Genomic DNA, 22,573 nt, shown 5'->3' with positions numbered 1-22,573 from the left:
CATCCATCCCAGAAGTTACCTAGGACCCAGCTTTTTATTTCCTGATACGAAACCCGATACTGTTCCACTTTATTGACCCACCTTAAGAGGACGCATGACAACTCCCTTATTATCTAATACATCGACTCTAATATTTGAATATCTACTCTTGAACTGTTCAACCACACCAAGACAGCTACTACATGCGGGGCGCTCTGTAAATATGGTAACGACACCACTGGCACTGTAACGGTCACCTAGCAACTGTGCAAGTCTATCCAGAATTTTTGCTTCTGAGTCTCCAGACCTCGGTATTAGCACTCCAGATTTATTGGGAACAAGTTGGGTCTGGAACAAACCACTTCCTTCACCAACAATTCCCTGAGCCTGTTGTGCTGAATTAGGGGTATTAATTCTACTGTGTGCTGCCATTTGAGAGGGCAAACCTTCGACTTTGATATCTGCAACAGCCATATTTCCTTCACCCTTTAGCTTAGAGGGCAATGTTGCTCGAATATCCGCTATTTTCTGGGCCAGTAGATGTGTATCGATGCTCGTCGCAAAGCCTTCCACTCCAAAGGTACTGCCCGGCTTGGGATTTACCACCGGAATTTCACCAATACCCGAACCCTTCGGCGACCGAACATCCGGAATCCCCGCCCCAGCGATCGCCAGCGCGCCGACCACGATGTTTCCAGCTGCGTTCCAAAGGTCACCATTAAGCGCCTGTCGCGCTCCAGCGCCTACCTGTAGAACGCCGTCGGCCGCGGCTGCCAAACGAACGCTGGTACCCAGTGGGCCGGTCAATCCGTAGAGTGCCGGGCCTCCAATATTAGATAGGCCCTGCTGTTCGTTGTTGATACGTAGATAGCCCTGCGCATCCTTGTAAATCAATTCGTTTTCGGTTTTTGGTCTGATCCAGGCGAGTTGATCAAACCAGCCATCCAGTTGGGCACGCATCGCATCCGCGAATGCGTTTTTTGCTTCGGTTGTACCTGCATACAAATAAACGCCCGTGGTGGTTGGACCTTCGCTATACAGTTGCGTAACCAGCCGTTTTACCGAGTCCACGGTAGCGCCGGGTTTACTCAACATGTCCGCTGCGTACACTTGCATGTAAGCATTCAGTTCTACGGACTCTGCAGGAGTAAGCGAGCTTCTGTCTGAATGAAACTTAGCTAATAGATTGTCACTACGGTGATCGGCCCCCTCTAGCTTCACCAGTTGTCTGGCAGGGTCGATTCCGTTGGTCTCGTTGAACTCTTTCCGTGCACGATCACGCTCGGCCTGCGCATGATCACCAAGAAAGTTGTATTGCGTTGCGTTCGCTGCGACTGCCGCCGCTGTGCCCGCATCGCCGCCAGACATCGTAGCGCCAAGCACCCCCACAATTTGTGAAAGAGCGAGGATATTGGCTTGAGCCTGGTTGTATTCAGGAGAACCCTTCACATAGGACGAAGGAAGCAGCTTTTCTCCCAGCAGCCCGACCAATACCTCGTTGGCGCCTCCGGCAATGGCACCGGTACGGAAATCGCCCCCCATCGCTTCGGCCAACAAGCCTCCCAACCCCGCGTGCAGTGCGATTTTGGACAGACTGATGTCGGGGCCCATATCACCTATTTTTCCGGCCCCGATTGCGCCACCAATACTTGCCGCCGTACCCGCAGCTGAACTGGCAAGATTGTCTTTGAAATTCCCGCCGTAGACTGCGGTTTTGATCAATGCGTCAGCACCGACCTTCATCGCGATGAGCTTGTAGCTCTCAGTATTGAACCCCATCGAACTGGGGTTGTAATTAAGCCCCTGAGCAACTCCGGCAGATCCCGCAGACACGACATAACTTTTAATTGCCTCTTTCGAGGTAACGTCTTTTAGGACTCTGCTCAAATTACCGCGATTATTAACGGTACTAACTGTCGCTGTTGTCGCGATATTCACCGCCACTGACTGCATCATCGTGCTGATGCCAGCCATGGCTGGACCCATCACGGCTGCCAGTGCAATTGCAATAATCAATTGCGATGCAGGCCCAAGTCCCGAGTTCTCGTATTTGAATGACTCGTGGATTTCCTTCACCTTCCGCCAATCGATATCCCCGCGCGCTTCAGCCTGTTTTAGCCAGGCAAGCTGCGGATCGGCCTTGACCATTGCATCAATTGTCTGACTGACACTTTGCTGGTCGACATGCTTGATATCGATTTTCAGGCCTTCGACAGCCTTGATGGTTAGCTTGCCCGCCGCGATCAAGTGGCTCTGGCGCAGTGTTTCGTCCGTCTTACCGCGCCCTTTTGATGAGGTCCAGAAAGCATCACCGTTGCTCTTGGTATGACTCTCATCATGAAGATCCTTAACCCCTTCGAAAACGATCGTTCCACCGCTTTCGAGCGTGATGTCCTTCCCACTTTCAAGCGTCGCCACTTGGTAAAGCTGATCGCCTTTGCTGACCAAAGAAAGGTTGCCACCGGCCCTGATTTCGGAGCCAACATGCTTGTTGTCGGTCACCTCATCGTGCTTCGTCTTCAGCTTGCCGAAGCTACCCTTCTTCTTCATGTCATACAGCGAGTAATCGGTATCCTGCGCAGCAAGGATATCCAGACGATCACCCGCCACCAGGTAGGCTTCATCGCCAGCAGTGACACGACTGGACACTACCGCGAGGTTTTGTCCCGCCGCCAGCGACACGTCGCCACCCGCCGTAATGCCGGACATGACCTGAGTGACATGATCTTCCTGACGCTTCTCTTTCTTGTTCTTGGATCTGGAGTGTTCTTCATCTGCCGCCGAGCTGATCAGCATGTTCTCTGCCGCCGACATCGCCACATCACGCTTGGCATCGATCTCACTGGCAATCACATTGATGTCGCGCTTGGCCTCAGCCTTGAAGTCACGTCCGGCATCGATATCGGCGGCAAGTTGAGTGATATCACTGCTACTTGCCCTTGAACCCAACGAAACGCTGTCGTTGACCTGCACGGAGACCACGTTGACATCACGCCCGGCATTCAACGTCATGTCCTGACCGCTTTTCAGCACGCCGCCGATGACGTTGATGTCGTTGGCCGCTTTGACAGTCAGGTCATTGGCCGCCTCAATACGCGCTGCGTTATCGGCAAAGTCCTGATGCCGGGTAACTGAGCCGTATTGGTTGTCCATCGAAGTGATGGTCCGTTCGTTGATCACGTCGCCGGTGCGGGTGGTCAGGCTGACGTCCTTGCCGGCAATGATGCCGCCGGCCTTGTTGACGATATTGTTGGTGGCCAGCAAGTCCAGACGATTGCCCGCCTCGATCGAGCCACTGTTGACCAGGTCCTTGCCCGCCGTGGCGGAGAGGTTGTTGGTGGCTTTAAGCGTGCCGACGTTGTCGAGGTTTTCCCCGGCGATCAGCGTCACATCGTTACCGGCAATCAATGCCCCGGTCGGTCCGAGACGGCCGCTGGCTTGCGCCAGATACACCACCGGCACCAGCACTTTTTCGCCATTCACTTCATGCTCTTCGAGCCAGACGATGTCGTGGGTCAGTGCCGCGACTTGCTGCGAGGTGAGGCCGACGCCGACCGACAGGTTGAGCGCGTCTTTGCTGGCGATGGCGTTGTTCATCAGGTACTTGAACATGCCCTCGTTGGAGGTCTGGCCGTCGAGGAAAGCCTGACCGGTGCGGGCGGTCACGGCTTGCTGGATCAGACGCTGTTCATAGAGGCCATCGCCCAGGCGTTTGGCGCTCTGGTCAGGGTTGTAGCCGAGTTTTTCCAGTAGGTAGTCGGAGCTCATGAACGACTTGAGGTCGGTGAGTACCGGGTTGGTTTCGATCAGGTATTTGTGTGGGTTGGACGGTGCCTTGGTGTCGGGCAGGCCAGTAACGCGGGTGACCGGACGGGTGTCATCGCCAGCGCTCGTGGTTCGATGGAACGTATCGACCGCACGAGTGCCGTCGGAAACCTGAGCCGGGCCGTCGATGAACAGATTGCGCGCACCGCCACTGGTGGCGACGGCCAAATGATCCTGAGCGCTGATCGCTTCATTGCCCACCGTCCAGGTCGGCGCTGGCCCGTTACCAGCCGATGCAGCGCTACTGCCCTGCCCGCTCAAACGGAACAAGCCGTTTTCGCCTGTGGGCAAGGAGAAGCCTGGCAGGCTCAGCGGATTGACTTGCTGCTGGGCGAGATCTGGCGGCAGTTGGCTGTTGATCCGGACAACAACAGTGTCACTGTTACCGACCTTGGTATCAGCGACTTTGTTGGTGCCACCGGTTGAGCCGTAATCCTCGTGGATGACGGCGTTTACCACTTCCTTGGTGGCGTTGATCGAGACGTTGCCAGCGGCCTGTATGACTGCGTTGCGACCGGTCGCGGCACCAGGCAGCCCCGCGCTGGTACTTTCCGTTTCAACCGCCAGGCCTTTCTGGTACTGGGCCAGTTCGCTCGGCAATGCCAACAGGTTATCGGGGTCGTACTGCGACGGGGTGGAGGTTTCGAAACCGGCGCTGAATCCAGACATGGCTCGGCCATATTTGCGACTGCCGACGTTTTCACCGGTTTCGTCGTCGGTGATGACAATGCCGCCGCCCACTGTCGTGGCCGTGGCTTTGCGAATCAGTCCTTGCGGCGCGATCACGTAATACACAGAAGGGAAATCGGGATTGTTGCGCTGGTTATAGGGCATCACGACTTCGGCCATGAACTTTGCCGTGCTGCCAGTCCCCATTTCAAAGTTGTACTGGCGCGTAACGTCGATAACTCCGCTTTTGGCGCCAATGTTCTTAAGGGAGTCAGCAGTAACGGTGATATTTCCACCCGCCGCCACAGTACTTTTGCTGTTGAGGAACGTGCCGCCCTGGAAAACAAAATCCTTGCCGATGTTAAGCACGGCAGAAGCACTGGTATCACTGTCGACAAATTGATACGTCTCGCGCGTGGCGAGGAAATTGTTGAACGTGCCGCCAACACAGTCACCGCACGTAGCCGCGATAAACCCCGATATCAACTTGCGCTCGACCGACGCCGACGGGCCTTCCGTACGGTTCTCGAACACATCGGCGTTCAGCGTGAAATCCTTCACGCTCTCCATCGAACCGGAAATATTGTAAACCCCGGCAGCCCTTGCCGCGCCGCCATATCCACCGATCAGCACATTGCCCAGACCGTAGAAATCGCCGTGCTGGTTGGTCAGCGTGCTGACGCCGAGTGTCATGTTGTTGCCGCTGAAAATCAGCCCGCGATCGTTGAGCAATGTGGGCGTGTTGATGAACAGGTTCTGCGCCGCCCCGAGGCTGCCGTAGTTGGCAACGCTGCCGGCGTTGACGGTCAGGTCTTCACTGGAGGTGATGCGGCCCGCGTTGAGCAGTTGCCCACCGACGCTGATGGTCGATGTCGCGCCGGCGGCGAAACTGCCGCCCGCACTGAGGTTCATTTGTGCAGCGGAGAGATAAGTGCCGCGCTGACTGCTCAGGCGACCGCTACCCGCATAGGTTCCGCCCAACTGCATATCGATGGAGCCATCACTGGCGATGAGTCCGTTGTTGGTCCAATTGCCACCCCGGGCCTGCAAAGACTCCGAAGCCAGCAGTTTGCCGCTCGCGCTCTGGCTGAATTCGCGCACGTTCACGTTCAGGCGACCGGCCTGAATCGCGCTGGTGTTGTTCCAGCTATCGGCATTGAGTTCCAGCAGGCCGCCGGTGACGATGCTGCCACCCGCGCCCAGCACATTGGCTGTGGAGATATCGAACTTGCCGCGCCCAACGTGGTTGAGCTGCCCGCCGCTGTTGAGGAAGCTGCCGACCGCCAGGGTCAGGTCAGTGTTAGCGGTTTCGAGTACGCCATTGCGATTGTCGAGCAAATCTGCAATCTGAAATTCGGTCTTGCCGGTGACGCCCAGCGAGCGCAGGCGCCCGTTCTGGTTATCAAGCGTTCCCGCTTTAACGCTCAGTTGTGTGTCGCTTTCGATGACGCCCGCGCCATTGCTTAGCGCACCACTGAGGCTGAAATCGATGCGCTCGGCGGCGATCTGCCCGCCGCTGTTGTCGAGGCTTGCGCCAGTGACGCCCAACAGCTTTTTCGCGTAAAGCACGCCACTGCCGTTAGTCAGCGCAGCCGTGGTGATGCTGCTGTCTGCCGCTTGCGCCGAGATCCGACCACCGTTGTTGTTCAGGCCAGCCAATGCCGACAGCTTCAGGCTCTGCGCTTGAATGATGCCGCCCTGACGGTTGTTGTTCAGGTCGAAACCATTGCGCAGAACACCAACCGTGCGCGCCTCCAAAGCACCCTTGATGCTCGAGAGCGTGCCGCCACGGTTATCGATGTTGGCGGCGGTGATCAGCACATCGCCGTTCTGGGCAATGACTTTGCCGCTCTGATTGTCGAAGTCGCCGCTGATCTCGAGGGTCAGACCGCTGTCGCTCTGGATCGAGCCTTTGCCGTTGAGCAGCCTGGCCGCGTGCAGTTGAACATCGGCATTCTTACTGTAGATCAGGCCATCGGCCTGGTTGCTGACGGCGCCCGTGGCGCTGATCAGCAACTGATCATTGGCGGCGACGGTGCCCTTGTTGCCGTTGTCCAGCGAACCGGTGCGCAGGTCGAGAGTTTTCTGGCTGGCGAGCTGACCGTTCTGGTTGTGCAGATCGGTTACGCCCTTGATCAGCAGCGGGCCGACAGCCGCGAGTTTGCCGGCGTTGTTGTTCAGCTCACCGCTCAGGTTGAGGGTGATCGCATCGTTGCTGGCGATCTGTCCGCCGCTGTTGTCGAGGCTAGTAGCCGTGGCATTGATGACCTGCTGCGCATTGATAGCGCCGCCGATATTGCTGAACGCGGTGCTGACGATATCCAGCGCCGCATCGCTGGCAATCAGGCCGCCCTGATTGTTATTAAGCGCACCGGCCAGCGTCAGGGTCTGCCCTGCTCCACTGCTGAGGTTGCCCTTGTCGCTGTTATCGAGACTGCCGGCGTTGATGCTCAGATTGCCCTGTGCGACCACCGCGCCCGCGCCGCCGTTGAGCAGCTTGCCGCTGAGATCAACGCTGACATCGGCGTACTTGCTCGATAATGTGCCACCGTCGCGGTTGTCGAGGCTGTTGCCGTTCACCGCCAACGCTTGCCAGCCGGACAGCAGACCTTTCTGGTTGATCAAATCCGTGCCGCGCACCAACAGTTTTTCACCGCTGATGATTTTGCCGGCGCTGTTATTCATCGCTCGGCCGATCAAGGCAAAACCGAAGTTGCTGGAGACTTCGCCGTTCTGGTTATTCAGATCGCGCAGGCGCTTGAGGGCCAGCGGACCTTTGGCAGTGAGCAGACCGTTCTGGTTGTCGAGGTCGCCATTGGCCAGATCCACCGTGACCGATTTTTCACCCAGCAGTCGTCCGCCGTTTTGAGTCAGCGAGGTCAGCGCCAGGTTAATGTCGCCATCAGCGGAAACTTCGCCCCCGTTGCTCGAGTCGAGCCCCGTCGCAGTCAGCGTCAGATTGCCCTTGCTGTTGATCAAGCCTTTGCCGTCGTTGCGCAACTGGCCGTCGACATTCAGCTCAAGATCACCACGGCTGATCAAGCTGCCGCCGCTGTTGTTCACATTCCCCGCGCGGGCATCGATGGCTGCCGCGCCGATCATGCCTTTGACGTTATCCAGCGCCGCCGCGATGCGCAGGGTCAGCCCCTGATTACTCAAGAGACTGCCGTCGCTGTTATCAAGATTTTGCGCGGTCAGTGTGAACGCTTCCGCGCTGGAGATCGTCCCGCCCTGGTTGTTGACGCCGTTGAGTTGCTTGAGCAGCAGCGCGCCGGGAGTGTTGATCGAACCACCGTTGTTCAGTTGACCATGATTCAGATCCAGGCTCAGGCGCGTGTTGCTGAACAGCTTGCCGCCCTGTTGATCGAGTCCTTTGACCGACGCCGTCAGCGCGCCCTGACTGCCGATACTGCCAGCACCATTGTTGGTGACTTGCCCGGCGACGAGGTCCAGGGTGTCGGCACTGCTGAGCAAGCCCTCGCTGTTATCGAATGCGCCGGTGGTGACGGTGACCGCACCTTTACCGCTGAGCGTGCCCTGCTGACGGTTGTCGAGGCTGCCGCTGTCAATGACGAGCGCACCGTCGGTGACAATCTTGCCGCCCAGGTTATCGAGGCCACCACGGCTGACGAGCTTCAAATCAGCGGCACTGGAGAAGATGCCCAGATTGTTGATCAGCTGCGCGGCGTTGACTGTCAGCGTCGCTTCACTGCTGACTTTACCCTGAGCGTTATCGAAAGCATCGTCGATGGTCAACTGCATGGCCTGCTGGCTGCGCAATTCCCCGCCGTTGTTGGCCAGCGTGCGCCCGTGCAGCGTGAGCCGCGTGGCCGCATCGATTAGGCCCTTGTTGCGGTTGAGCACTTGATCAACCGTCAGCGTCGCTGACTTGCTGGCGAAAACCTTGCCGCCGTCGCTGTTGTCGAGTTTTTTGCCGGTGAGCAGCAGGTCGCTGTTGGTGCTGATTTCGCCACCGCGATTATCCAGCTCAGCGACCGTCAGGGTCATGGCGCTGGTCGAACCGAGCAGACCATTCTGACGGTTATCGAGTTGATCGGCGTTGAGTTTGAGCACGCCGGTGGCGATCAACTTGCCTTTCTGGTTGTTGACGTTTTGCGCCTGAACGCTGACATCCGACTTGCCGACGAGGTTGCCGCTGCGGTTGTCCAAAGACTTGGCGGTGAGCGTGAGTTGGCCGTCGGCAATCACCGTACCGAGCTGGTTATCCAGGGTCTGGTCGGCGGTCAGCTGCAACGCATTGCGGCCGCTGATCAAGCCTGCCTGGTTGAACAGTGTGCCGGCGGAAACGCTTGTTGCACCTTTGGCGGTGATCGCACCTTTGTCGCGGTTGTCGAGCAAGCCATCGACGCGCACCGTCAGCCCGCTATCGCTGACCAATGAACCGGCATCGCGGTTATCGAGACTGGCCGCTTTGAGATTGACCATTGCACCGGAGCCGAGCACGCCGCCACGGTTGTCCAGCGCCGCGCTGAGATCGATGTTCAGGCCCAGATCGCCGAGCATCCGGCCGTTGCGGTTGTCCAGAGCACCGCCGCCGATGGCAATGGCTTTGGCGTTGAGCGTACCGTTCTGGTTGTTCAGGGTGGCGGCGTTGACCGTCAGATTGCGGCTGGCCAGCAAGCTCTTGCCGGTGTTGTCGAGGTTCTGTGCGGTCAGGCTCAGATCGCCGCTGGCATTGCGGCTGCCGTCGGCGTTGACGCCCGCTTCGATGGTGCCGGCGTTCGTCAGTCGACCACCAGCGCTGAGGGTGATGCTGTCGCGGGCGGCGAGGGATTGGCGGTTGGTCAGGTTGCCTTGAGTCTGCACATTGAGCGCGGTGCCTGCATAGATCGCGCTTTGGGTATCGAGGCTGGCAGCCTTGACGTTGACGGCGCCAGTGGCCGAGGTTTCTGCGAGGCTCAACTGGCCGTTGGCGTCGAGCTGGATGTCACCACCGCTGGCAATCAGCTTGCCGTCAAGTTTCACGCCGACACCGGCCTCGGTACCGACCAGTTTGATCGCCCCGGCGTACATGCCGCCCAGCGCCGAGGAGTCGATGGCCAATTGCGGTTTGCTGCTGCCGTCATCGGCGCGGGCCGTGGCATCGAGGGTTTGTGCGTTGACGTCATTGCGACCGGCAACGATGGTCAGGTTCTGCGCCTGCAGTTGCGCGTTGATCTTTGCGCTGCGGGTGATGATTTCAAAGCGGTCGACGTTGGTCGCGTTAAGGCCCGCGCCTTCGATGGCCACCGAGCCCTGATCGACCTGAAAACGATCCAGCCGACCGTTGTCGAGCACCGGTTTACCGGTAGTCAACGTCACACGCGGCGAGTTGATGAAACCGCAACCGTTGCACGTGATGCCGTAAGGGTTGGCGACAATGACCCGCGCCGACTGCCCCGCCACTTCGGTGTAACCGCGCAACTGGCTCGGGTTACCGCTGATGACTTCGTTGAGAATCGCCTGTGCCGAACCGCTGTTTTTCAGGTTCGGGTTGTCGATGATGTGCCCGCCCAGCTGGGTCAGATTATTCTGCGTCGAGCCGTTGTTGAGGATCAGCCCCTGCGCACCGACGTTGTAATCGTGGAACTGGTTGTGCGACAGGCCGCTGGCATTGGGCGTGGCGATATTGATGATCGGTACGCCATTGCCGGCGCGATCCAGCGAGGTATTCGGATTGGCGACGACAATGCCGTCAGCCTGCGCCCACATCGGTTGCCAGAACATGACGTTCGCCAACAGAAACGCCAGCCCGCGTTTCGGCATGCCGAGGAAGAGTTCGCGGTTTTTTTCGGCAGCAGCAGGCTGGCTGGCCAGAGGGGCCAGTTGACGAATGTCCATTTCAGAATCTCGGGGCGGGCGGTATTAGAGGAAAAAATCCAGACGGAAGTAGATCGGTGCTTCACGCTCGGTCAGCGCATCCGGGCGTTCCAGGGAATGAGCAAACGTCACCCCGGCGGACAGGTATTTGCCACGGGCGAACAGGTCCAGCGAGTTGCTCGACATGCGCCCGTGCTGATCGCCGTTGTAGCGACCGTTCTGGATCACACCCTGGTCGTAACCGAGGCTGGTGCCGTATTCGGAGAACACCGGTTGCAGCCATTCGATGGTCACCGGGCGCGACCAGCGCAGATCGTTGCGCCAGTAACCACCGCTGTCGCCCGACAGCGACTGATCCTTGTAACCACGAATTGACGACGAGCCACCAAGGCTGGTGCGTTGCGGGCTGAACAACACATCTTCACTGCGCTGGCCGGTCATCAGGCTGCTGAAGCTGAACGACTCGCCCCACAACTTGAACGGCTGCAGGTAGCTCAGGGTGGCGGTGTATTTGCGGTAGCGTGCATTTGGCTCACCCGGGCCCGGATCGTGACTGCCCTGCGCGTCGAAGGCGCCAATGCCTTCTTGCATACCCGCGTCAAAGTTGACGAAGGCACTGCCGATCCGACGACCGTGGTTGAAGCCGAACTGCGCTTCGCTGATGCGGTTGCTGCTCAGCTTGAGTTTGCTGTCTTCGATGAAGTTGTTGGTGCGCAGATACGACAGACCCGCGCTGAGCGAGGTCTTGCTGACGGCGTCGCGGTGGATCACCCGCTCGGCGCGCAACTGATGGTTTTCGCTGTCGCCGGTCTGCTTGAAGTTGTAGAGGTTGGCGGCGATTTGCGAGCGGTATTCGCTCTGGCTGTAGGTGTAGCTGAACGTCCACCAGCCCCACGGCAGGCTGTAATTGAGCATGGCGTTACGCGAGGTGTGCTGATGGTCGGTCATCGCATCGTGACCACCGCGTAGGCTCAACTGATCGGCCAGGCCAAGCGGGCTGTCCCAGTCAAACGTGGTGCCCCACTGCTGCTCACCGGTGCTGCGCTGGCCGTCGTTGTTGCGTGACAGCCCGACTCGCCATGGCTTCTGCGGGGTGTTGTTGACCAGCACTGCACTGCCACCGACATTCTGCCCGGGCGCCAGCTCCATTTTTGCCTGATTGGATGGCAGACGATTGAGCTGATCGACCATCTGCTCGATCTCGCGCAGATTGACCAGATCACCGGTTTTTCCGGGGAAAGCCATGGCCAGTTCGCGCTCCGAGAGCTGGCTGTTTTCCGCGCCCTTCATGCCTTCGAGCTTGCCTTCGACCACCAGCACTTGCAGGTGCCCGGTGGACAGATCCTGCTGTGGCAGGTAGGCGCGGCTGGTGACCAGGCCTTTCTCGATGTAGTGATCGGTGATGACTTTGAGCAGCTCGTTGAGCTGCGGCACACCGAGGCATTCACCGATATAGGGTTTGAGCAGACGAGTCTTGTCGCGCTCGGAAAGACTGTCGGCCCCTTTGAGTTCGATGTCTTTGATCGGGAAACAGCGGGTATCGGTGGGGGCTGCCGGTTGCGCAGGCCTGGCATCTTTGCCGGGCAGATCCTTGAGTTCTTCAAGGCGCCGCTGCTGCTCTTCGAGCAGGCGGTTCTGGCGATCACGGATGAGGTCGGTGTCGCCGGGTGTAGGGGCGGCAACGGCAATCTGGAGTGGAGAAAGGCACAGCAACGCTACGCACAACCTCGCCACGAGGGCGGGTGAGGACATGTTCGATCCCTCGATACGAAAGTGACATCAAAATAGTGGCGCGATATTAGATGGCCATCATTTTGACGTCAAACTATCGTTTAAACCTTTTGTCGGGTTTGTATCAAGAATTGAACAAACGGGGCCATTGCAGCCCCGCGATGCTTCTGACTGGCTTACCCGCGAATACGGTGCTCATCAAAAGCATAATCTTCCTGGCAATCCGCCGAAGGGCCTTTCTCCACATTGACGTAATGCACCGTGTCAGCATCAGTAAGCTTGTAGGTGTAAACATCAGGCGCAGCGACGCCATTGGTTCTCAGCACACTCTTGCCATTGGTAGCTGTCCAGGTGCCATGCTCGGTTTGCACCTTCTGTGTCTGCTTGGCGTCGCGGAAAAAGGTTATGGAGAAAGTACCGTCGGCGTTGAACTGGTTTTTCCAGGACATGAACTGGCATTTGCCGTTTTCGTCGCGCTGACCTTTCCATGAACCGACCAGCGATGGGTCAACGACCGGCTTATTAGTGGCGCAGCCAGACAATGTGGCGGCCAGAATGATAAGTGCCAGGGAGAGATTCCGTTTCACAGGGTATTTCCTTTTTTTCGATAAATTCAGTGCGCTGTGCGTGCCGACTCAACTCTTTACGAGCGTGCGCTGCCGGGGCTGAGTAACGTCATAAACATGCTGTTCGCAATGCTCACCGCTGAACTGGAACTCCACCTGGTAGACCTTGCCACGCTCGGGAGTGAAAACAGTGGTCAGCGGCCCACAGGTATAAATCCCCCCCGTAACCCGGCTGTTCGAATACCCCGAAATTTCAAAGGGCTTGTCGGCATCCGCTTGTGCCTCCACTTGTGGGAAGCGCTTGACCGTGGCGCTGTTGGCCACTTCATTGAGCTTGGCGATCCAGCCGAAAACATGGCCCCGACCTGAATCGACGACGGTGCCAAGCACCTCCATGCGACGGTCAGGGTCATCCGCACGCCGGATGGAAAACTCCACCGGATTGGTGCCACCCGTGGCCTTCATGATGACCTTGGCGTGCTGGTCATCCGTGGCAACGGTGTTCTGGCCCAACTGAACACCGTCTTTGAGCAGGCTCGGGGAGGAATCCCGAACAGTGGAATGGCAGCCTACAAGCGTGAAAATCACAGCCAGAGGCAGTAATGCGCGTTTATTCACGGACGAAGTTTCTCGATTAAGGACTGGCGCCAAGGATGACATCAGAATAGCGGCGCGATATTAGTTGGCCATCATTTTGACGTCAAACCTTTGTTCGTCAGTGCTCAACACCCAGTCGCGTCGCGACATCCTCGGGGGCCAGCACGCGACCATCGGCCGCCGTTAAGGTCAGCTTGCGAATCGGCTGACGATCCTTTGCATCAACCATCACCGACCCCGGCTCACCCGGCGCGTACATGAATTCACCGCCCCACTGCGACAGCGCGACGATCACGGTCTGCAAGGCTTTGCCGCGCTCAGTCAGCACGTATTCCTTATAAGCGCCGCCGTCGGCGGCTGGCAGCGCTTGCAAAATCCCCTGCTCCACCAGACCTTTGAGGCGCGCGCTGAGCATGTTCTTGGCGATATCCAAACTCTTTTGAAAGTCATTGAAACGCCGAATCCCGTCCAGCGCATCACGAATGATCAACAACGACCACCAGTCACCGATCAGATCCAACGTGCGGGCAACCGGGCAGGCATTGCCCTGCAGACTTTTGCGTTTCACGTAAACGTACTCCTTCGATTCAGTGGGCGGCCGGGCGGCCTTGAGTTGCATCATACAACTCTGGCGCGGATCCACGACCGAGCCGACCTAAAACCAGCACCTGCATACAAGTAGCCGGATCGCTTTGCGTTGATAGTGAATGTCGCCATTTCGGCATCACTCGCGATCCCTGACGCAGGAGTTTCCATGAGCACCTTCACCACGCAAGACGGTACCGAGATTTACTACAAGGATTGGGGCAGCGGTAAACCTGTGCTGTTCAGCCACGGCTGGCCGCTGGATGCCGACATGTGGGAATACCAGATGGAATACCTGAGCAGCCGTGGCTATCGCACCATTGCCTTTGATCGTCGCGGTTTCGGCCGTTCCGATCAGCCGTGGACCGGATATGACTACGACACCTTCGCCGATGACATCGCGCAGCTGATCAACCATTTGGACCTGCGTGACGTGACGCTGGTGGGCTTTTCCATGGGCGGCGGCGACGTCAGCCGCTACATCGCCCGGCATGGCAGCGAGCGCGTTGCCGGTCTGGTGTTGTTGGGCGCGGTGACACCGCTGTTCGGCAAGAAAGCCGACTTCCCGCAGGGCGTCGATACTTCAGTGTTTGACGGCATCAAGGGCGGCCTGCTGCAGGATCGTGCGCAGTTCATCGCCGATTTCGCCGCGCCGTTCTACGGCACCAACCAAGGCCAGAAAGTCTCTGACGGCGTGCTCACGCAAACCCTGAATATCGCCCTGCTTGCCTCGCTCAAAGGCACCGTGGATTGCGTCACGGCGTTCTCGGAAACCGACTTCCGCCCGGACATGGCCAAGATCGACGTGCCGACGCTGGTGATCCATGGCGACGGCGACCAGATCGTACCGTTCGAAACCACCGGCAAGCAGGCGGCGGCGCAGATCAAGGGCGCTGAACTGAAGGTTTACGCCGGGGCGCCACACGGTTTTGCGGTGACGCATGCACAGGCCTTGAATGAGGATCTGCTGGCATTCCTCCAGCGCTGAAAAACCCCACGAACAAGTCCGTCAGATCACTTTGACGGACTTTTTGCGGCTCTGCGTCTCGACCGAGACGATCTATCGTCGGGGCATTACCGAGTAAAAGGGAGTCGGCATTTGCTTGCGTTTTGCCGATAATGGCAACCGCACGGACTGCGTGAAGGTCCGCTGCAAACGCACCCAGACGATCATTACGCCGTTTTGACATTTTTTTCCCAGTCCGCTTCGTAGGGTGCGTTATCCGGCCAAACAGGAACCTGCCCATGCCCCCTTCCGACTGCAACGAAATAGACGAAGACATCGCTAACCAAGCCGCTGACTGGTGCATGCGCCTGCACGATAACAATTGCCCGCTGGCTGAACGTCAGGCTTTCCAGCACTGGATCCAGCTCGACCCGCGCCACGCTTTTGAATACGCAAAAATGCTCGAAATCTGGGATCTCAGCGGCCAATTGCCGGATGAACCCGAAACAGCGAAAAAACTCCTGACCGGCGACAAACCAGCGCACAAAGGTTCGCGCGAAATATAGGGGCCACGCTCGCCCCTCTCTCCCTCGCTCCAACAACTGAAAGCCGCGTATTCAAAGGCTTTGGCCCTTCTGCATCAGAATTTTATCTTCACATCCCAGCTTAATAATATTTTACCGATATCCCCCTCCTCCCTAGTCTGACCTCAAGCCAAACGGACAAGCCAACAGCGGCCCGAATCCCACTGCCTTGCTAGGAAGGATGTAGAGATGACCCCTGAAATAATAAAAACAGACACGCTGATCGTGGGTGCCGGCCAGGCAGGCGTCGCCATGAGCGAGCACCTGAGCAAACTCGGCGTGCCGCACCTGGTGCTGGAGCGCAATCGCATTGCCGAACGCTGGCGCACCGGGCGCTGGGACTCGCTGGTGGCCAACGGCCCGGCGTGGCACGACCGCTTCCCGGGGCTAGAATTCGATGACGTCGATCCCGACGGTTTCGCCCCGAAAGAACGTGTGGCTGACTATTTCGAAGCCTATGCGAAGAAATTCAATGCGCCGATCCGTACCGGCGTTGAGGTGAAAAGCGTGGTGCGCAATGTCGGTCGTCCGGGCTTCACGGTTGAAACCTCCGAAGGTGTGATCGAAGCCAACCGTGTTGTCGCCGCTACCGGGCCGTTTCAGAAACCGGTGATCCCGGCGATTGCCCCGCAAGACGAACGTCTGTTGCAGATCCATTCCGCTGACTACCGCAACCCGCAGCAACTGCCGGCAGGCTCAGTGCTGGTGGTCGGTGCCGGTTCTTCCGGCGTGCAGATCGCCGATGAGCTGCAACGTTCCGGCAAACAGGTTTACCTGTCGGTCGGCGCCCATGACCGCCCGCCTCGCGCTTATCGCAACCGGGATTTCTGCTGGTGGCTCGGCGTGCTCGGCGAGTGGGATCAAGCGGCGATGAAACCCGGTCGTGAGCACGTGACCATCGCAGTCAGCGGCGCTCATGGCGGTCGCACCATCGATTTCCGTGGTCTGGCCCATCGCGGCATGACCCTGGTCGGCGTCACCGAATCGTTCAATAACGGCGTGGTGACTTTCAAGCAGGACCTGGTCGGCAACCTCACTCGCGGCGACGAGAATTATCTGGCGTTGCTGGATGCCGCCGATGCCTACATCGAGCGCAACGGCCTCGATCTGCCGGAAGAACCAGAAGCGCGCGAAACCTATCCCGACCCCGAGTGCGTGAAAAATCCGCTAGCCGATCTGGATCTGGCCAAGGCTGGCGTCACCGCGATCATCTGGGCCACCGGGTTTGCCGTGGATTACTCGTGGTTGCAGGTCGCAGCGTTCGATGACAAGGGCAAGCCTGTGCATCAGCGCGGCGTGTCGAGTGAGCCGGGGGTGTATTTCCTCGGTCTGCCGTGGCAGTCGCGCCGTGGCTCGTCATTTATCTGGGGCGTTTGGCACGACGCCAAACATGTCGCCGACCACATCGCCACCCAGCGCAAGTACCTCGACTACCGCGATGCCGAACAGCGCGAGGCCGAGTTGCACCAGGACAGCCACAGCAAAGCCGCCGACACCGTCGACGCTTGATAGCCCTTTTCGCCCCGGCGCCGATTGCGCCGGGCAAACCTTCTTCAGGAGCCGTTCATGAGCCAGCCCACCCACACTCGCATCCGCATGTTCAACACCAAGGACACCTACCCGAACCAGACGCTGGACAACGACCTGTGCCAGGCCGTGCGCGCCGGCAACACCGTGTATGTACGCGGTCAGGTCGGCACGGATTTCGACGGCAATCTGGTCGGCCTGGGTGATCCGCGTGCGCAGGCAGAACAGGCCATGCGCAACGTCAAGCAACTGCTCGAAGAGGCTGGCAGCGACATGAGTCATATCGTCAAGACCACCACATACCTGATCGACCCACGTTATCGCGAGGCGGTGTATGGCGAAGTCGGCAAGTGGCTCAAAGGCGTGTTCCCGATCTCGACCGGACTGGTGGTGTCGGCGCTGGGGCAGCCGCAGTGGCTGATGGAGATTGATGTGATTGCGGTGATTCCTGAGTAAGGCATCACACCGAGTCGCGGCTATCGCTGGCAAGCCAGCTCCCACAGGGTTTGGAGTTGTTTGAAGGTTTTTTGATCGACCCCAAACCTGTGGGAGCTGGCTTGCCAGCGATGAGGCCCTCAAGGACAACATCTTCCTAGTAAGGAGTAAGCAGATGACCTTTTCAATCACAGCCCGCTGCGCCGAAACCGGCCAGTTCGGTGTCGCCATCAGTTCCTCCAGCATCGCCGTCGGTGCCCGTTGCCCGTGGCTGCTGCCGGGTGTTGGCGCGGTGTCGAGCCAGAACATCACCCTGCCGTCTCTCGGCCCGGAAGTCCTCGCGCTGATGGAGCAAGGTTTGGCGCCGGACGATGCGCTGGATAAAGTCCTCACGCGCAACGGCTACAGCCAGTACCGCCAGATCACCGCGATCAACCACCTCGGCCAGACCGCACATTTCAGCGGTGCGCAAACCCTCGGTGTGCACAACGCCGTCAGCGGCGAACAGTGCGTCGCCGCCGGCAACATGCTTGCCGGGCGTTCGGTGATCGAAGCCATGGTCAGCGCCTTCGAGGACGGCGAAGGTCAACTCGCTGATCGTCTGCTCAAAGCCCTGCACGCCGCACAAGCGCTCGGTGGCGAAGCCGGCCCGGTGCACTCCGCCGCTGTTGTGGTGGTCGGCGAGCAGACCTGGCCGATCGTCAACCTGCGCGTCGACTGGGCTGATGAAGACCCGATCGGTCAGTTGCAAAAACTCTGGAACGCTTACGAGCCGCAGCTTCAGGACTACATCGACCGCGCCCTCGATCCGGCCAAGGCGCCGGGTTATGGCGTGGCCGGTGATGACCGATGAACAGCGTCGAGTTGCTCAAGGCGCTGGTGGGGTTCGATACCACCAGCCGTGAATCCAACTTGCAACTGATCGAATTCGTTCGCGATTACCTCGAAGGTTTCGACGTGCCATGCGCGCTGATCTACAACGATGAGCGCAGCAAAGCCAACCTGTTCGCCACGATCGGCCCGGTGGATCAACCGGGCATCGTGCTGTCCGGGCACACCGATGTGGTGCCGGTCGATGGTCAGCCGTGGACGCTGCCGCCGTTCGAACTGACGGAACGCGACGGCAAGGTGTTTGGGCGCGGTACCGCAGACATGAAGGGTTATATCGCCTGCGTGCTGGCCTTGGTGCCGTTGCTGGTTAAAACGCCGCTGCGCCTGCCGGTGCACATTGCCTTGTCCTATGACGAAGAAGTCGGCTGCCTCGGCGTGCGTTCGTTGCTCAAGGTCTTGCAGCAACGCCCGATCAAACCGTTGCTGTGCATCATCGGCGAACCGACCGAATTGAAACCGGTGCTCGGCCACAAGGGCAAACTGGCAATGCGCTGCGATGTGCAGGGCCATCCTTGCCATTCGGCCTATGCGCCGCTCGGGGTCAACGCGATTGAATACGCCGCCGAACTGATCGGCGAACTGGGTCGCCTCGGCCAGCAACTGAAAGCGCCGGAGCATCACGATGCGCGCTTCGACCCGCCCTACAGCACGGTGCAGACCGGTGTGATCAGCGGCGGCAAGGCCTTGAACATCGTGCCCGCCGATTGCCGTTTCGATTTCGAGATCCGCGCCCTGCCCTCGCAGGATCCAGCGCTCGTCGCCGAAGCACTGAAAGCCTACGCCGAGCGCGAAGTGCTGCCGCGTATGCGCGCGGTCAGTGCGCAGAGTGATATTCGCTTCAGCGCCTTATCGGCGTATCCGGGGCTGGCCACCGATGCGCAAAGTCAGGCCGCTGAGTTGATCTCTGCGTTCTGCGGTTCAACGGATTTCGGCAGCGTGGCCTTCGGCACTGAAGGCGGGTTGTTTGATGCGGTGGGCATTCCCACCGTGGTGTGTGGCCCCGGCAGCATGGATCAGGGTCACAAGCCCGATGAGTTTGTCAGCCTCGATCAGTTGCAGGCGTGCGATCAGATGCTTCAGCGCATGCTTGCGTTTATCAGTGATTGAACCCCGGCCCGACCGCCCTCACGGGTGCACTCGGGCCAGTTCTTCGCGGCAATGATCGACAAACAACTGCGCCGGTTTGGTCAGTTGCACCCGGCGCAGCCAGGCCGCCGACAATCCCGAACCGGTGACGTTTTCCGCCAGCGGCACGCACACCACTTGCTGGCCGTCGTAGGTGTAGTCGCTGAACGGTTTGGTCACCAGAATCGAAAAGCCGAAACCGTTGCCGACCATACCGCGCACCATCTCGATCGACGGTGAGCTGAAGACGATGTTCGGCGTCAGCCCGCGTTCCTCGAAGATGCTCACGAAGTAGGTGCGGCTCGGCACCACGTCGAGCAGGATCATCGGTTCCAGCACCAGATCAGCCAGCGAGACCTTTGCCTGTTGCGCAAAGCGGTGGCTGGCCGGCAGCAACGCATAAGGCTGCTGCGGTGGCATCAGCGGCGTGGTTTCGATGGTGCTGTCCAAGTCGTGTTCAAACATCATCGCCACGTCGATGCTGCCGGCGGTCAGGGCCTGTACCAACTCTTGTTGTTCGCCATCACGAATGCGGATTTCCACCCCTGGCCAGCGCGCCTTGAAGCCGGCGATCAAGCGCGGCAAGTACAGCGGTGCGACGGTTTCGAAACAGCCGATATCGATCTGCCCTGCGACCACGTCATTATCGGCCAGCGCGTTTTGTTCAAACTCGTGAGCCACCCGCAGCAGCTCCAGCGCCTTGCGATAAAAGCGCGAGCCACTGGGCGTCAGCGAGACGCCTTGGGCGTGGTGACGGATGAATAACTGCACGCCGAAGCTTTCTTCCAGATGCTTGATCGCGGTGGAGACCGACGGCTGCGCGATGTAGAGCTTGCGCGAGGCCTCGGCGACGCTGCCGCAGTCGGCCGTGGTGACGAAGTATTTGAGCTGGCGCAGGTTATAGGCAGCCATGTGAGTCTCCCGAAGAGCGCGAGTGTTCGCCCTGTTTCCCTGGCGCACGATCAAGCTTGAACATACCGGACGCGGGCGCCAGCCGAAGCATATTTTTTTTAAGGTCTGTAGCAACAAACTTACTAATTTATCAATCCCGACGCTTTGCACATGATCACTTCAACAAGAAATGCGCCGCCCGTGCCGGCGCTTGCCGAAGTACGTCCACGTACTCATCCTTGCCTTGGAGTTCGTCATGGCTATCCCTGCAGCAACTTCCGCTCCGCTGATTGAAAAACACACGATAGGATACGTGCCCCCCGAAGATCGCCACGGAAAGGTCAGGGATCTGTTCACGCTGTGGTTCGGCGGCAATATCGCGCCGTTGCCCATCGTCACCGGTGCACTGGGCGTGCAGTTGTTTCACTTGAATCTGCTCTGGGGCATCGTCGCAATTCTCGTCGGCCATTTGGTCGGCGGCGTGTTGATGGCGCTGCACTCGGCGCAAGGCCCACAGATGGGCATCCCGCAGATGATCCAGAGCCGTGCGCAGTTCGGCTCCCTCGGCGCGTTGCTGGTGGTGTTGATTGCCGGCGTCATGTACATCGGCTTTTTCGCCTCCAACATCGTGCTGGCCGGCAAGTCGCTGCATGGCGTGGTCGACAGCGTTCCGGTGCCGGTCGGCATCGTCATCGGCGCAGTCGGTTCTGGGATTATCGGCATCATTGGTTACCGCTTCATCCACGTGCTCAACCGCATCGGCACGTGGGTGTTGGGGATCGGCATCGTTGTCGGTTTCGGCTACATTTTCACCCATATTCAGACTGACGACTTCCTCACTCGCGGCAGCTTCAACCTGTCCGGCTGGCTGGCCACTGTGTCGTTGGCGGCGTTGTGGCAGATCGCGTTTGCGCCTTACGTGTCTGATTATTCGCGTTACTTGCCGGCGGACGTTAAAGTCTCGTCGACGTTCTGGACCACGTATCTGGGTTCAGCGCTGGGGTCGAGTCTGGCGTTCATCTTCGGTGCCGTCGCGGTGCTGGCAACGCCCGTCGGCATGGACACCATGGACGCGGTGAAACTCGCCACCGGTTCCATTGGCCCGCTGATGCTGGTGCTGTTTCTGCTCAGCGTAATCAGCCACAACGCCCTCAACCTCTACGGCGCGGTGCTGTCGCTGATCACCCTGGTGCAAACCTTCGCCTACCGCTGGATTCCTACCGCCAAAAGCCGTGCGGTGATCTCGATCATCGTGTTGCTGGCCTGCTGCTTTGCCGCTGTCGGCGCCTCGAAAGACTTTATCGGCCACTTCGTCGACATGGTGCTGGTGTTGCTGGTGGTGTTGGTGCCGTGGACGGCGATCAACCTGATCGACTTCTACGCAATCCACAAAGGTCAGTACGACATCCAGTCGATCTTCCAGGTCGACGGCGGCATCTACGGCCGCTACAACCCGCAGGCGTTGCTGGCTTACGCGATCGGCATCGCCGTGCAGATCCCGTTCATGAACACGCCGCTTTACGTCGGCCCGGTGTCGGCGCACATCAACGGCGCGGACCTGTCCTGGCTGGTGGGGCTGCTGGTGACCTCGCCGTTGTACTTCTGGCTGGCTAACCGCGACACGTCCTATCGGCGGCGGATGATGGGCGGGAAACTGGCGAGCAGTCTGTGATTTTGACCTGATGAACAACCAAGGCCCGCCCAGTGCGGGCCTTGTCTATTGCGGTGTGGTATTACTTCAGGCCTGACGATTATTGGGTAAGGGAAATCCAATGCTGCGAATACTGGGTAAAGCCTCATCGATCAACGTGCGCAAAGTCCTGTGGACTTGCGCTGAACTGCAGATTCCTTTCGAGCGTGAAGACTGGGGTTCGGGATTCAGATCGACGCACGATGCGCAGTTTCTCGCGCTCAATCCCTGTGCCATGGTGCCGGTGATTCAGGACGGCGACTTCACGTTGTGGGAATCGAACACGATCATTCGTTATCTGGTGTCGCGCTACGACGGTTCGCACCTCTACCCGACTGACGCGCAAACACGGGCGCGGATTGATCAGTGGATCGACTGGCAAGCGTCGGAGCTGAATCGCTCGTGGTCGTACGCTTTTCTGTCTCTGGTGCGACAGTCGCCTGAGCATCAGGACAGCGCCGCACTGGCGGTCGGGATTGAGCAATGGTCGAAGAACATGGCAATCCTCGACCGGCAACTGGAGAAGACCGGCGCCTACGTCAGCGGCGAACAGTTTTCCCTGGCGGACATTCCCATCGGGCTGTCGGTGAATCGCTGGTTCGAAACGCCACTGGCTCACCCGAATTTTGCCGCAGTGAAAGCCTATTACGATCGCTTGAACCTGCGCCCCGGCTACGTGCTGCACGGTCGCAACGGCACGCCGTGATCGAGG

General features: G+C 58.9%; 14 protein-coding genes. 8 read left to right on the top strand and 6 right to left on the bottom strand.

Annotation, left to right across the window (positions count from 1 at the left end; all coding sequences use genetic code 11):
• Window positions 1-69: 69 nt before the first annotated feature.
• The 5 genes from CKW26_RS21285 to CKW26_RS21265 form a co-directional block, all read right to left on the bottom strand.
• Window positions 70-10,314 carry a deaminase domain-containing protein gene (locus CKW26_RS21285; RefSeq protein ID WP_177409275.1) on the bottom strand — a complete coding sequence of 3,415 codons (10,245 nt, stop codon included), beginning with the start codon at window positions 10,312-10,314 and terminating at the stop codon, window positions 70-72.
• A gap of 24 nt (window positions 10,315-10,338) precedes the next feature.
• On the bottom strand, window positions 10,339-12,045 hold the full coding sequence (locus CKW26_RS21280; protein ID WP_095050057.1) for a ShlB/FhaC/HecB family hemolysin secretion/activation protein: 1,707 nt from the start codon (window positions 12,043-12,045) through the stop codon (window positions 10,339-10,341).
• A 155-nt stretch (window positions 12,046-12,200) separates the two neighbouring features.
• Window positions 12,201-12,611 (bottom strand): lipocalin family protein, encoded by a 411-nt coding sequence (locus tag CKW26_RS21275; RefSeq protein WP_095050056.1) that lies wholly within the window; start codon window positions 12,609-12,611, stop codon window positions 12,201-12,203.
• Window positions 12,612-12,659: 48 nt separating this feature from the next.
• Window positions 12,660-13,208, bottom strand: coding sequence for a hypothetical protein (locus tag CKW26_RS21270; protein WP_095050131.1), 549 nt, complete (start codon window positions 13,206-13,208; stop codon window positions 12,660-12,662).
• Window positions 13,209-13,305: 97 nt separating this feature from the next.
• Window positions 13,306-13,755, bottom strand: a complete 450-nt coding sequence (locus tag CKW26_RS21265) for a helix-turn-helix domain-containing protein (protein WP_095050130.1) — start codon at window positions 13,753-13,755, stop codon at window positions 13,306-13,308.
• A 186-nt stretch (window positions 13,756-13,941) separates the two neighbouring features.
• Here CKW26_RS21265 and CKW26_RS21260 point away from each other — a divergent pair, with 186 nt between their 5' ends.
• From CKW26_RS21260 to argE, 6 genes are all read left to right on the top strand, one after another.
• The gene (locus CKW26_RS21260) at window positions 13,942-14,760 is read left to right on the top strand and encodes an alpha/beta fold hydrolase (RefSeq protein ID WP_095050055.1); all 819 of its coding nucleotides are present in this window, start codon (window positions 13,942-13,944) and stop codon (window positions 14,758-14,760) included.
• A 257-nt stretch (window positions 14,761-15,017) separates the two neighbouring features.
• Window positions 15,018-15,284: a DUF4880 domain-containing protein gene (locus tag CKW26_RS21255; RefSeq protein ID WP_095050054.1), complete on the top strand. Its 267-nt coding sequence runs from the start codon at window positions 15,018-15,020 to the stop codon at window positions 15,282-15,284.
• A 207-nt stretch (window positions 15,285-15,491) separates the two neighbouring features.
• Entirely contained in the window at window positions 15,492-16,811 is a 1,320-nt protein-coding gene (locus CKW26_RS21250; RefSeq protein ID WP_095050053.1) for an NAD(P)/FAD-dependent oxidoreductase, read from the top strand.
• A gap of 57 nt (window positions 16,812-16,868) precedes the next feature.
• Window positions 16,869-17,285 (top strand): RidA family protein, encoded by a 417-nt coding sequence (locus CKW26_RS21245; protein WP_007910844.1) that lies wholly within the window; start codon window positions 16,869-16,871, stop codon window positions 17,283-17,285.
• Window positions 17,286-17,439: 154 nt separating this feature from the next.
• Window positions 17,440-18,117, top strand: coding sequence for a DUF1028 domain-containing protein (locus CKW26_RS21240; protein WP_095050052.1), 678 nt, complete (start codon window positions 17,440-17,442; stop codon window positions 18,115-18,117).
• Complete coding sequence (gene argE / locus CKW26_RS21235) at window positions 18,114-19,262, top strand: acetylornithine deacetylase (protein ID WP_095050051.1); 1,149 nt, start codon at window positions 18,114-18,116, stop codon at window positions 19,260-19,262. Before CKW26_RS21240 ends, argE begins: the two co-directional genes overlap by 4 nt.
• An 18-nt stretch (window positions 19,263-19,280) precedes the next feature.
• Here the strand turns inward: argE and CKW26_RS21230 are convergent, their stop codons facing one another.
• Window positions 19,281-20,192, bottom strand: coding sequence for a LysR family transcriptional regulator (locus CKW26_RS21230; protein WP_095050050.1), 912 nt, complete (start codon window positions 20,190-20,192; stop codon window positions 19,281-19,283).
• Window positions 20,193-20,427: 235 nt separating this feature from the next.
• Here CKW26_RS21230 and CKW26_RS21225 point away from each other — a divergent pair, with 235 nt between their 5' ends.
• Both CKW26_RS21225 and CKW26_RS21220 read left to right on the top strand, forming a co-directional pair.
• Window positions 20,428-21,843, top strand: coding sequence for a cytosine permease (locus CKW26_RS21225; protein WP_095050049.1), 1,416 nt, complete (start codon window positions 20,428-20,430; stop codon window positions 21,841-21,843).
• Window positions 21,844-21,943: 100 nt separating this feature from the next.
• A complete protein-coding gene (locus tag CKW26_RS21220) occupies window positions 21,944-22,567 on the top strand; it encodes a glutathione S-transferase family protein (RefSeq protein ID WP_095050048.1) in 624 nt (207 codons plus the stop codon).
• Window positions 22,568-22,573 lie beyond the last annotated feature (6 nt).

Origin of the sequence: Pseudomonas sp. Irchel s3h9 (assembly GCF_900187475.1) — a bacterium.
Lineage (GTDB): Bacteria > Pseudomonadota > Gammaproteobacteria > Pseudomonadales > Pseudomonadaceae > Aquipseudomonas > Aquipseudomonas neuropathica.
The sequence above is the reverse complement of the archived record's forward strand: the minus strand, read 5'-3'. Positions and strand labels throughout refer to the sequence as shown.